We start from the raw sequence: 12,227 nt of genomic DNA, 5'->3' as shown, positions 1-12,227 counted from the left end.
AATCTGGCTTCGTACAACGTCGGGATTTTGTCTCACTTCTATGAGAAGTGACTGAGGTTTATCAGGAGCCGTATACGAGGCCCGTACGTACGGTTCTGTGAGAGGGATAACGCCGCAGAAAATTTCTGCGGCGCTACCCTACCCGATTATCTTGTTTTAAGGCCGGGTGCCAATGTGATCCTGTGGTGTGCAGGATTGCCAGCTTTACTGTTGAATAAATTATTTATAGAAACTCGCCCCTGAAAACCCACCTCCTTGTGGGGTGGATCGAGCGGGGCATCGCCCGATAGGGCGATAAATATGCCCAAACACTTGCTCCTATGGTATAATTAAACCATGGAAGGAAAAACAAACCATTTGCCGGAGGGAGGTGAAACCTAATAAGCCGGTGCAAAAACAATGCGGTCAAAAAGCTAAAATCTTCCCCCATCGAACAACCCGTGTACATTCTGGTGGAAAAATTCCCATTACATCTTAACCCGGAGCAAATCACTTTAGCCCGCAACCTGCAGATGGAAGCGGCTAAAGTCTGGAACGCCACCTGTAACATTCACCGCACGGTATACGGCAGGTATCATTACTGGCTGAAAGAGGGTGCGCTTAAAAGCCTGCTTAAAGGCAAATACGGCATCCATTCCCAATCGGTGCAGGCGGTGGTGGAAACCTATTACGAATGTTGCGAGCGTACCAGGGAATTGCATGCACAAGGCGGCGCCGACTGGAAGTATCCCTACCGCCGAAAAAGGTTTTTCACGGTCATCTGGAAAGAACCCGGCATTGCCCGTATGGGGCGGATACTGAGACTTTCCAACGGGCGAGGCAGGGAACCACTTATTGTAAAACTGCCGGAAAGACTTGTCGGCACCGCAATCCATCAAGCGCAACTGGTCTGGCACCGGAACCAATACTGGCTGCACGTAACGGTGGAAAAACCGGCCCTGATAAAAGTCCGGGGCGACGTTACCGCGGCCATTGACCCGGGCGAAGTGCATGCCGTGACCATCACCGGCGGCAATGATGCCTTAGTAATCAGCGGCAGGCTGCTCCGGTCATTCAACCGGTTGAGAAACAAGGGACTGCGCAAATTCCAGCGGGCCATCTCCAAAACCAAAAAAGGTTCCCGGAAACGCAAACGGCTGCTGGTTAAAAAGTACCGCTTCCTCAACTGGCTTGAGCGGCGGTTAGCTCATATCCTGCACACCATATCCGCTAACACCGCCCGCTGGTGCCTGCAAAGGAACGTCAATACGGTCTACATCGGCAACCCGGAAGGCGTGCGCAAGAAGGACTGCGGCAGAAAGCACAACCAGCGCATGGGCCAGTGGGCTTTCGGCAAACTGCGTGGCCTGCTGGAATACAAGCTCAAGCGTCACGGCATCGAACTGATACCGGTGGATGAGTGCGGCACATCCGGCACTTGCCCGGTATGCGGGGAATACACCAAACAAACCGGGCGTGTGTACCGGTGCGGCAATGCTTCCTGCGGTTTCACCGGCATCCACCGGGATGTACTGGGAGCGAGCGGTATCCTGGATAAATCCGTAAACGGCGGATTCACCAAGGGACGCAAGCTGCCTGTGACGGTGGACTACCTGCGGCCGAAGGTGTTAGCGCCGAAAAGAGCGGCTTAACGTATCTACGATGAGTAGTAGACGCCCATGGACCGGGCCTCCCGGCAAATGCCGGGATGTAGCTCACGAGGAAAGCATAAGACCTGCGTTTAAGCGGGCAGCATTCCGATGACATGAGAAACCTTCGCGGAGAAGCATCCGGGCTTGTCCCGGAGGAGGTTCACGAAAGGTCAGGAGAAGGAGTGCTGAAATTTGGGCAAGGTGATTGCTATAGCCAATCAAAAAGGAGGTGTTGCCAAGACCACCACGGCGGTAAACCTTTCCGCCTGGCTTTCCCTGATGGGGCGGCGGGTATTGCTGGTGGATATCGATCCGCAGGGGAATGCCACCAGTGGCCTTGGCATCAATAAGGATCAGCTGGATTTTTGCATATATGACTTGTTGATTGGCGGGCAAAAAGTTGAGCTTGTCTGGCGTCCTTCCGGTATCGACGGTCTACTGGTTGTTCCAGCCACCATAGAACTGGCCGGTGCGGAAATTGAACTGGTTGGTTTGAGCAACCGGGAGATGCTTTTAAAAAATGCCCTGTCACCGGTGCTGGACAATTTTGATTTTATTATTATCGATTGTCCGCCTTCTCTTGGCTTGTTGACGTTGAACGCCCTGACCGCGTCCGGTTCGGTGATTATTCCGATTCAGTGTGAATTTTATGCCCTGGAAGGGTTGGGACAGTTGATGAACAGTATCAAACTGGTACAGCAGCGGTTGAATCCGGGTTTGGCTTTGGAAGGTGTATTGTTGACCATGTTTGACGGCCGTACCAATTTGAGTATTCAGGTGGTTGATGAAGTTAAAAGATTTTTCCGGGGCAAGGTATACCGCACCATCATACCGCGCAATATCCGGTTGAGTGAGGCGCCCAGTCACGGTCAACCGGTTATGATTTATGACCGCCGCTCCAGGGGTGCTGAGGTATATCAGGAACTGGCTAAGGAAGTGATTGGCGATGAGTAAAAAAAGAGGCCTCGGCCGCGGATTGGACGCCTTGATTCCCGTGTTGGGGAATATTGATGACGAGCGTTTGGAAAAGGTCAAGGTGGCTGATGTTCACCCCAACCCCAGGCAGCCCAGGCAGCACCTGGATGAAGAAAAATTAAAGGAACTGGCCGATTCGATCCGTGAACACGGGGTTGTCCAACCGGTGGTGGTCCGGCCGTTGGATGAAGGCGGTTATGAACTGATTGCCGGTGAAAGGCGCTGGCGTGCTTGTGTGGCTCTGCAGGAAGAGTTTATTCCGGCTGTGATCAGGAATTACAATGAGGTGGAAGCGTCCGCCATTTCATTGATTGAAAACATTCAGCGCGAGGATCTCAATCCTTTGGAAGAAGCGATGGCCTTCCGCCGTTTAATGGATGAGTATAAGCTGACCCAGGAGGATATATCCCGGGTGGTGGGGAAGAGCCGTCCCTTTATCGCCAATAGTCTGCGCTTGCTTTCCCTGCCCCCCGAAGTCAAGGAACTGCTCTATAACGGCCGGATCAGCGCCGGTCACGCGCGCGCCCTGCTTGCTCTTGATCAGGCGGCGGATCAGGCGGCCGTGGCCAGTGATGTGGTGGCCGCCGGTATGTCGGTCAGGGATTTGGAGGAACTGGTCCGCAAGCGCATTGCCCCCGATAAAGCTTCTTCCGGCGAGGAAAAAATTAAAAACAGCGCCGGTGGTGACGATCCGGATTTTGAATCCATGGAAGGCATGTTGAACGGCATTTTAAACAGCACTGTGCGTATCAGAAGGAGAAAAGGAGGCCGGGGGGTTATTGAAATCAGCTATAACAGCCGGGCCCATCTTGATGAAATCATCAATATTCTGGTCCAGTAGAATGTTTCACGTGAAACATTACGGGGTGAAAAAATGATCGGCACCATTACCAATGTAGCTGCTATTGTCGCCGGCACCGTACTGGGCTGCTTGTTACAAAAAGGAATTCCCGGTCCGGTTAAAAAGACTGTGATGCAAGGCATATCGCTGACCATCGTGCTGATCGGTTTACAGATGGCCATGCAGACAAAAAGCCCGCTGATTGTTATTGTCAGTATGGTGCTAGGCGGGATAACCGGGGAAATGATCAATATTGAAAAAAGACTGAATCAGGCCGGCTGTTACCTGGAAAAACGGTTGGGGGGCAACGGAAACGGTATTGCCCGGGCTTTTGTGGCCAGCAGCCTGATTTATTGCGTGGGTGCCATGGCGGTGGTGGGCTCCATTCAAGACGGGTTGACCGGCCAACCGGCCACCTTGTTCGCCAAATCAATGCTTGACGGAACGACGGCCATCTTTTTCGCTTCCACCATGGGGGTGGGAGTGATTTTTTCCGCAATTCCGGTCCTGCTTTATCAAGGGGGGATCACACTGGGCGCGGCACTGCTCAAAGGGATACTCTCCCCGCCGGTGATCGCGGAAATAACAGCTACCGGCGGCCTTTTAATTGTGGGCATCGGCATAAACATGCTCGGCATCAAGGAAATAAAAGTGGGCAACCTGCTGCCGGCCATTCTTTTTGCCGCCCTGCTTGCCTGGGGAGTGCACAGCCTGCCCTTACCGACGCTGCTGCATTGAAAATTTGAAACGGTTGAACCGGAAAATCAGCCGGCGGTTGATGGCAATTAAACCGGGTTGACATTAGTTCCGGAACGGCAAATTATTACCAGCCTGAAAACGGCTGCCGGAACCGGCCGGCGCACAAAATACTGTCTCTTTACCGGTAAAAGAAGGCCCCGTATGCGGCAAAGCAGCGGCTGCGGGCCGGAGCCACCGGCCCGCAGCCGCCCTTTACCGGGTGCATTGGCCGGCCGCCGCCTCACCGGCCCGGCGGACCTGCTCGTAAACAGCCGCCAGGGGGAGATTATGATCCAGCGCCAAACGCCGGCAGTCCTCATATTCCGGCGTTACACGGTGGCAACCGGAGGCGAAAAAAGCAATTTTGACCCGCGCCCGGCCCAAAGGAGTGTCCACTGTCAAAGATTTACGCGGGAGTATTTTTCTCAATTCACGGCGTAAGCGTACGCCCAGGCTGGAGGAGTGTTGCAGCACAATGTCGGCCAGTTCGTCTTCACGGCCTGGCGGCCCGATTACAGTCAGGCGGGTGCCCGGACGGCCTTTCTTCATAATTTCGGCGGTTAAAAAAACATCCAGTGCGCCGGCCGTTCGCAGCAGGTTGTCCAGATGCGGAAAAAATTCCGGGTTCATATCGTCAATGTCAGTCTCCATAACAAAAACAGTTTCGCGGTTGACGCCGCCGCCGGCTGATCCGCGGATGACACGCAGAAAACCGGGAAAACCGTAATCATTGCTGCCGAAGCCGTAACCGGGCCGGCCGGCGTACATCTCCGGCGGGGTGCTGAAACAGGCCAGTGAAGAAACAATGGCCGCGCCGGTGGGGGTGACCAGTTCGCCCGCCACATCATAAGCCCGCACCGGCAGGCCGCGCATCAACTCGCACACGGCCGGCGCGGGAACAGGCAGCAGGCCGTGCGCACAGCGTACCGTGCCATGACCGGCCGGCAGGGGGGAACAGTAGATTTGACCGGCGCCCAGTAAATCCAGGGCGATACAGGTCCCCGCCACATCCACAATCGAATCGGCGGCGCCCACCTCGTGAAAATGCACCTCTTCCGGACTAATCCCGTGCACGCGCCCTTCAGCCAGGGCCAGCCGGCGGAATATTTTTTCCGCGTTGTGCTTTACCCGTTCACTCAAACCACTGTTATTGATCAAGGACAGAATATCTGTCAGGCGGCGGTGCGGCTGATCGCCGCTTACCTCGACCGTCACTCGCAAACCACGGATACCGTGCCGCCTGGTCTCAAAAACATGCAGCGTACAACTGTCGAGCGGAAGCAATCGCAATTGTTCCCTGAGCAAAACCTCACTCGCGCCGGCATCAAGCAGGGCGCCCAGCGCCATATCGCCGCTGATGCCGCCAAAACAGTCGAAATAAATTATTGAATCATTCATAATTCACCAGTCCCCGGTTTAGATTAGCCAAAGTAAAGGATAATCCCTATTGCCGCTGCCATGGGCATTTTAAAATAACGGTGGGAAAAAGTCAACCGGCTGTAAATATCAACCATGCGGGAGGTCTGTTGTCATGCGTTATCAAAACCGTGCCGCCGCCGGACGGATTCTGGCCGCGGCGTTGAAGACGGTGATTAAAAACAGCGCCGTGGTCCTGGCCATTCCGCGCGGCGGGGTGGTGGTCGGGGCGGAAATTGCAGACAGATATAATCTGCCGCTGGACCTGGTCATACCACGCAAAGTCGGCGTACCGGCCAACCCGGAAGTGGCGCTGGGAGCGGTGGCGCAGGACGGTACGCTGGCGGTCAACCGGGAACTGCTCGCCTGGCTGGGCCTTGGCGGCAACGAACTGTCGGCGCTGGTCCGGGAACAGGTGGCTGAAATCAAGCGGCGGATGGAGCTATACCGGGGGCGGCCGGATTATCCCGCCTACCACGGACGGCAGATTATCCTGGTCGACGATGGTGTGGCCACCGGCTATACCGTGCTGGCAGCGCTGAGATTCGTCCGGAAGCAATTTGCGCCGCCCGAGTTGATCCTGGCCGTACCGGTGGCGCCGAAGGAAACGGCCGCCAGGCTGGAACAAGAGGTTGACCGCCTGGTTTGTCCGCTTATACCGGATGATTTTCAAGCCGTGGGTCAATACTACGATAACTTTAACCAGACGGAAGATTGGGAAGTGATCCGGCTGCTGCAAAAACACCGTCCGGAATGAAATAATCAGCCGTTCATGAGCGGCCGCGGCGGCATAAATCAGTACCGCCGCCCGCATAATATACTCGGGCCGGAATTCGAAAGTATGGAGCAGATTAAAAATCAGTCACAAGGGGGATGACAATGAAGAAAATCGCAGTCGAGGACGGGTTGGCGGCAGTGCGTGACCTGCTGCTGGAAAACGGCTATCAAGTGACCGGTCCGGCCGGGGCGGGCACCGCCGACGCGATCGTGGTCACCGGACTGGACAATAACATGATGAATAGGCAGGACATCGCCAGCCGGGCGGTTGTGATTGAAGCGTCCGGCAAAACGCCCCGGGAAGTGCTGTCCCGGATTCAGGAAATAAGTTGACCAGAAAAACATAGCTGAATAAACAAAGAGGACGGTAGGAGCACCGTCCTCTTTGTTCCTTGACGAACCGCCATTGTTCCGGGAGCGGTCCGGATATTAAAGCTGACAGGCCTTTTGCCGGTCCATTTGCTCCACCGTGCGCATCAGTCCCTCCACGATTGTGTCAGCCATGCGCATGACCAGATTGAGCCTGGTATTTTGCAGCACCATGTATTCCATAAAACCGCCCACGTTAACAATGCCGGTGATATGAATCTCACCGACCGGCGGCAGGTTCTTGTTCACCCCGGCGCCGGGCTGCAGGGAACCATTGCCGATATTTAGGCAGCCGACATTTTCAATACTGCCCAGGCAGGCGTCCACGGCCACAATAAAAGGGTTGTGGTATTGCCGGCAAATGTCAATGAGTTTTTCTTTTAAATTGCTGGCGTGGACCGGTTGATCCAGTGTTCCGTAAACGATAAAAAAATCCTGGTTTACGGCGGCCATTTTTGAACCGACCAGCGGGCCGAGACTGTCTCCGGTCGAGCGGTCCGTACCAATGCAGAGCAGGATTTTGGGCCGGCAATCGGCCGGATCATAGCGCTCCAGGCGATCCAGCAGATCCCAACTGAACTTGGCCACGGCCAGTTGATCATCTATGTGAATTCTGGTCTTAGCGGTATTTGGCCCGGCTTGCGCCTGATTTAAGGATGCCATGGTGTTCCCCCCCGAATTACCAATAACTAGTATATTTATGCCCTTGATCAGGCTGGATTATTCCTGTTTTTTGGTCAGCTTGTCTTTGTCCGGGCATAAAATAGATCGGGGGTGGTGCCTTTTGCCAGAAAACAAAACCGCTTTGGTATTTAAAATAATCGCTCTTTATGCCGGCACTGTGATCGGTGCAGGCTTTGCCTCCGGACAGGAAATCATGCAGTTCTTCATCAAATTCGGTTCACGCGGGCTGGCCGGGATGATCTTGTCCGGATTAATTTTCGGCTATCTGGGGTTAATTCTCATGACGCTGAGTACATCGCGGAGAACCGGCAGTTATGCCGATCTCCTGCCGCTGCTGATGGGGGAAAAATTGGCCCGCTTCATTGACCTGGTCAGCCTGTTCATGCTGCCCGGGGGTCTGGCGGTGATGCTGGCCGGCAGCGGGGCGGTGCTGCACGAGCAGATCGGCCTGGCGCCGATGACCGGTGCGGCGGCGGCTGCAATAATCACCGCAGCGGTCATACTGGGTGGGTTGCAGGGGGTGGCACTGGTCAATATGGTGGTGGTGCCGGTAAAGATCATCATTCTGATCCTGGTTTGCACGCTGTCCCTGCATGTACATGGAATCAAAATTCCACAAATCGATCCCGTCGCGGGGACAAAAGCATCATTTTACTGGGCCTGGTCGGCCCTTCTATATGTATCATATAATATGATTGTGCCCGTGGCAATGCTGTCCTCGCTTGGCGCGCACGTCCCCGGACGTGCCGGTGCGCTGGGCGGGCTGGCCGGCGGCCTGCTGCTCGGCTTGCTGGGCCTGTTGATCACATTGACCGGACTGGCGTTTTACCCGGCCATTACCGGTTGTCAGGTACCCCTGCTTTTTGTGGCCGGGCAACTGGGCAGCCTGTGGCAGCATGGACTGGGCCTGCTGATCTGGCTGGCCATATTAACCACGGCCATAGCCAACGTGCACGGTTTCGCCAGCCGCCTCGCTCCCCGCGGGGGATGGCCCTACCGGGTGCTGGGCCTGTTGACCATTGCCGCCGTGTATCCGCTGGCCCGGCTTAACTTTGCCGGTCTGGTGCAAATCCTCTACCCGGTCTTCGGCTATGCCGGACTGGTGCTGATGCTGGCGCTGCTGCTGGCGCCGGTCCGGGAATTACGGCGCCGGCGTTTGTAAAGCCGGCAGGGAATTTGCCGGCGGTGCAGAAAAGGTAACCAAAGGGGAAAAATAAGGCAGGTGAAATTATATGAACTGGCTGGATGTACTGATTCTGCTCGTAGTAGTCTGGTCGGCCTGGCGGGGGCTGCATACCGGCCTGGTGGCCGGGGTAGCCGGATTGCTGGCGCTTTTTCTTGGCCTGGCGGCCGCCTTTCATTATTACCCGCTGCTGGCCGTCCTGGCCGATCAACACTGGCATCTGACCGCACGGGTGAACGCCTGGCTGCCCGCCCTGCCGGGCCTGTCCCATTATCCGGCGCCGGCGGTGGCTCCCGGCGTGCAAACGCAACTGGCCGGCTTGAAATCTTCGCTGGCCGCTAAAATAGTTGAGCTGGCCGCATTCGTCTGCATTTTTCTGATTGTCAATGCCCTGGTGCATATGGTGGGTGACGCGGCGGCCCGCGCGGCCAGGATGAGCTTTATCGGTCCGTTCGACCGGGCTGGTGGATTGGCGCTGGGCGTTTTGCGCGGCCTGATCCTGGTGCTGGTTGTGCTGGCCCTGCTCATGCCGCTGCAAAAAGCAGCCGCCGCGCTGCCCGGCGGCGCACAGCAGTCGTGGTTCATCCAGGGGGTGCACAATTCCCGTCTGGCCATGCCCCTGTGGCAGGCACTGCGCCGTCTCCCGGTAACGCGCGTACCGCTGATCACCTATTTGTAGGCATACAGTCAACGGCCGGGGAAGCGCCGGCGCACCAACAACCGGGCCGGCCCGGTACGTTTTCAATACAACCGCCCGGTAAACGTAGCCGCCCGGTGCAATGGCGGGGTGCGGCCGGGACGCCGGGAACATGCCGGCAGGCGGAAGAGGTCAGTTGGAAGCAAAAACTGGCCCGGTTTTCCAGCCGGCACAGGATGTGGATCGGACACGGCCCGGTAACCGGCGGGTGGCGTGGTCATAATAATGGCAGTGTAATAAAACGGTGCCGCCGTTGTTTTTACGGCCGTACCGCCGGGAACCGCCCGGGGCGGATCAAACGGGAATCCGTACCCGGGGTGAAATCAATAAAAATAAATTGGGGGGAATTTTTTCATGGATGATCTTAAAACAGCCGGCGCCTGGGAACGGATGGATGACGGGATGCGGCAGGCGGCCTATGCCTTTGCCGGAGCATACCGGCAGTTTATCAGCATGGCCAAAACGGAACGGGAAACCGTGCAGTGGGCGGCGGGCTTTGCCCGGAACAACGGGTTTGCCGCGCTGGAAGAGCGGCCGCGCCTGAATCCCGGCGACCGCATTTTCAGCGTGGTGCGGGGCAAGGCTATGCTGCTGGCCGTGGTGGGCAGCGAGCCGCTGGAAAAGGGTCTGAACATCGTCGGCGCCCATGTGGACGCGCCGCGGCTGGACTTGAAACCCCGGCCGCTTTATGAGGAAAACGGACTGGCGCTGCTCAAAACGCATTATTACGGCGGCATTAAAAAATACCAGTGGGTGAGCATGCCCCTGGCCCTGCACGGCGTGGTGGTCAGGGGGGACGGGCAGGTGCTGCCGCTGGTGATCGGGGAGAATGAACAGGATCCGGTATTCACCATAACCGATTTGCTGCCCCACCTGGCCAAGGATCAGATGGAGAAGAAGATGAGCGAGGCCATCAAAGGGGAAGCCTTAAACCTGCTGGTGGGGGGGATACCGGTTACTGCGGCCGAAGTGAAGGAAAAAGTGAAGCAGGCGGTGCTGGACCAGTTACAGCGGGATTACGGGCTGACGGAGGAAGACCTGATCAGCGCCGAACTGGAGGCCGTGCCGGCCTGGCCGGCGCGGGATGTCGGACTGGACCGCAGTATGATCGGCGCTTACGGGCAGGACGACCGGGTTTGTGCCTATACCGCACTGCAGGCGGTTGCCGGCCTGCCGGCCGCCGGACGTACGGCGGTGGTGCTGCTGGCCGATAAAGAGGAGATCGGCAGCGTGGGTAATACCGGCATGCACTCGGCCATGCTGGCCAACTTTGTGGCCGAACTGGCCGGCCGTACGCAGCCCCAGTACAGCGATCTGGTGTTGCGGCGCGCCCTGTACAACTCCCGGGCGCTTTCGGCCGATGTGGACGGCGCGCTTGATCCGAATTATCCGGACGTGTCGGATAAATTGAATGTATCCCGGCCGGGGCACGGGGTGGTATTAAACAAGTACACCGGTTCGCGCGGTAAAAGCGGGGCCAACGACGCTCACGCCGAATACATGGGTTTTGTGCGGCGCCTGTTCAACCAGGCCGGCGTAATCTGGCAAACAGGCGAACTGGGCAAGGTGGATCAGGGTGGCGGCGGCACCATTGCCTACATGCTGGCTGATTACGGCATGGATGTGCTGGACTGCGGCGTAGGCCTGCTTGGTATGCACTCGCCATTTGAGGTGGCCAGCAAGGCGGACATCTATATGGCCTACCGTGCCTACCTGGCCTTCCTGGGGGCCTGATGGGGGCCGGACAAATGCATGCTGCCTGGCAGACCTTTGTCACCCAGCTGGTGCAGATCAACTGGCCGGATCTGGCCGGCAAGGGGATCAAAATAATCCTGTTCATTGTACTGGCGGTGGTGGCCATGCATTTGGGCGACGCCGCCATCAACCGCTTTTTCAGCACGGGGGAGGACCGGCCGGGCGTAATGAACAGCCGCCGCGCCCAGACCATGCGCACATTGCTGAAAAGCGTGCTGCATTACAGCGTTTACTTTGTCGTCCTGGTCACCGTGCTGAGCATGTTCGGTGTCCGGGTGGAGGCCATCCTGGCCGGCGCCGGGGTGGTCGGCCTGGCGGTGGGCTTCGGCGCCCAGAACCTGGTGCGCGATATCATTACCGGTTTTTTCATCCTGTTGGAAGATCAGTTTGCCGTGGGCGACTATATTACCGCCTCCGGGGTCAGCGGCACAGTGGAAGAAATCGGCCTGCGCATCACCCGGCTGCGGGACTTCGGCGGCGAACTGCACATCGTGCCCAACGGGCAGATCAAACAGGTGACCAACCATACCCGGGGCAGTATGCAGTCACAGGTCGATATCCGGGTGGCATATGAGGAGGATCCGGACCGGATCATGGCTCTGCTGCAGGAGGTGTCCCGGGCGGTGGCGGCGGATATGGCCGCGGTGATCACGGAGGGGCCGGATGTGCTCGGTGTGGTCGGCCTGGGCGCGGAGGGAATGACCTTCCGCCTGGTGGCCAAAACCAGGCCGATGCAGCAGTGGTCGGTGGAAAGGGAAATTCGCCGCCGGGCGAAGGAAACATTTGACCGGGAAGGCGTTAAGGCGCCGCAGCTGGCAGTGGTGGGCATGACCGGGCGGGGTTAAGGAGAGATTTTATGCAGTTGGTCAAATACAACGCCGGTGACGTGGTCAAAATGCGCAAGCCGCACCCCTGCGGGGGCTACCTGTGGGAAATAATGCGCACGGGGGTGGACTTCCGTCTCAAATGTCTGACCTGCGGCCGGGTGCTCATGCTGCCCCGGCCGAAATTCGAAAAAAGCGTGCGCGCCGTGGTCAAACCGGGCGGGGGAAATTTGCCCGGTTGAGTTACCGTATTTTAACTTTTTCAAAATGATGGCTTAACATTTTCATGCTAGCCTGTCCCTGAATAAATATTCCGAGGAGGTAAGAAGCAGCTACT

The 12,227-nt window shown here is 57.1% G+C and carries 13 protein-coding genes; 11 read left to right on the top strand and 2 right to left on the bottom strand.

Annotated features, from left to right (window positions below; genetic code table 11):
- The first annotated feature begins 452 nt into the window (after nt 1-452).
- The 4 genes from A6M21_RS16575 to A6M21_RS16560 all read left to right on the top strand — a co-directional run bounded on the left by A6M21_RS16575 (nt 453) and on the right by A6M21_RS16560 (nt 4,185).
- On the top strand, nt 453-1,631 hold the full coding sequence (locus A6M21_RS16575) for an RNA-guided endonuclease InsQ/TnpB family protein (protein ID WP_242868898.1): 1,179 nt from the start codon (nt 453-455) through the stop codon (nt 1,629-1,631).
- A 192-nt stretch (nt 1,632-1,823) separates the two neighbouring features.
- Entirely contained in the window at nt 1,824-2,585 is a 762-nt protein-coding gene (locus tag A6M21_RS16570) for a ParA family protein (protein ID WP_066671400.1), read from the top strand.
- Nucleotides 2,578-3,447, top strand: coding sequence for a ParB/RepB/Spo0J family partition protein (locus A6M21_RS16565; protein ID WP_066671398.1), 870 nt, complete (start codon nt 2,578-2,580; stop codon nt 3,445-3,447). Before A6M21_RS16570 ends, A6M21_RS16565 begins: the two co-directional genes overlap by 8 nt.
- Nucleotides 3,448-3,480: 33 nt before the next feature.
- Nucleotides 3,481-4,185 (top strand): DUF554 domain-containing protein, encoded by a 705-nt coding sequence (locus tag A6M21_RS16560; protein ID WP_066671390.1) that lies wholly within the window; start codon nt 3,481-3,483, stop codon nt 4,183-4,185.
- Between the two features lie 213 nt (nt 4,186-4,398).
- Here the strand turns inward: A6M21_RS16560 and larC are convergent, their stop codons facing one another.
- Nucleotides 4,399-5,583, bottom strand: a complete 1,185-nt coding sequence (larC, locus tag A6M21_RS16555; protein WP_066671388.1) for a nickel pincer cofactor biosynthesis protein LarC — start codon at nt 5,581-5,583, stop codon at nt 4,399-4,401.
- A 133-nt stretch (nt 5,584-5,716) separates the two neighbouring features.
- Between larC and A6M21_RS16550 the strand changes: the two genes are divergently transcribed.
- Both A6M21_RS16550 and A6M21_RS16545 read left to right on the top strand, forming a co-directional pair.
- A complete protein-coding gene (locus tag A6M21_RS16550; RefSeq protein ID WP_066671385.1) occupies nt 5,717-6,358 on the top strand; it encodes a phosphoribosyltransferase in 642 nt (213 codons plus the stop codon).
- Nucleotides 6,359-6,480: 122 nt separating this feature from the next.
- A complete protein-coding gene (locus tag A6M21_RS16545) occupies nt 6,481-6,711 on the top strand; it encodes a YkuS family protein (protein ID WP_078060823.1) in 231 nt (76 codons plus the stop codon).
- Between the two features lie 96 nt (nt 6,712-6,807).
- Here the strand turns inward: A6M21_RS16545 and yyaC are convergent, their stop codons facing one another.
- Nucleotides 6,808-7,410 (bottom strand): spore protease YyaC, encoded by a 603-nt coding sequence (gene yyaC / locus A6M21_RS16540; RefSeq protein ID WP_066671380.1) that lies wholly within the window; start codon nt 7,408-7,410, stop codon nt 6,808-6,810.
- Between the two features lie 121 nt (nt 7,411-7,531).
- On the opposite strand from yyaC, the gene A6M21_RS16535 reads away from it, so the two are divergent.
- From A6M21_RS16535 to A6M21_RS16510, 5 genes are all read left to right on the top strand, one after another.
- Nucleotides 7,532-8,593 (top strand): YkvI family membrane protein, encoded by a 1,062-nt coding sequence (locus tag A6M21_RS16535; RefSeq protein WP_066671377.1) that lies wholly within the window; start codon nt 7,532-7,534, stop codon nt 8,591-8,593.
- A gap of 70 nt (nt 8,594-8,663) precedes the next feature.
- Nucleotides 8,664-9,293: a CvpA family protein gene (locus A6M21_RS16530; protein WP_066671375.1), complete on the top strand. Its 630-nt coding sequence runs from the start codon at nt 8,664-8,666 to the stop codon at nt 9,291-9,293.
- Nucleotides 9,294-9,665: 372 nt separating this feature from the next.
- Entirely contained in the window at nt 9,666-11,045 is a 1,380-nt protein-coding gene (locus A6M21_RS16520; RefSeq protein ID WP_066671370.1) for an aminopeptidase, read from the top strand.
- Between the two features lie 14 nt (nt 11,046-11,059).
- Complete coding sequence (locus tag A6M21_RS16515) at nt 11,060-11,911, top strand: mechanosensitive ion channel family protein (protein WP_242868897.1); 852 nt, start codon at nt 11,060-11,062, stop codon at nt 11,909-11,911.
- Between the two features lie 11 nt (nt 11,912-11,922).
- On the top strand, nt 11,923-12,132 hold the full coding sequence (locus tag A6M21_RS16510; protein ID WP_427854644.1) for a DUF951 domain-containing protein: 210 nt from the start codon (nt 11,923-11,925) through the stop codon (nt 12,130-12,132).
- Nucleotides 12,133-12,227: the final 95 nt, after the last annotated feature.

Source organism: Desulfotomaculum copahuensis, assembly GCF_001655685.1.
Classification (GTDB): Bacteria; Bacillota; Desulfotomaculia; order Desulfotomaculales; family Desulfovirgulaceae; genus Desulfotomaculum_G; species Desulfotomaculum_G copahuensis.
Note: the sequence above shows the minus strand (reverse complement) of the source record. Positions and strands in the feature narration are given on the sequence as shown.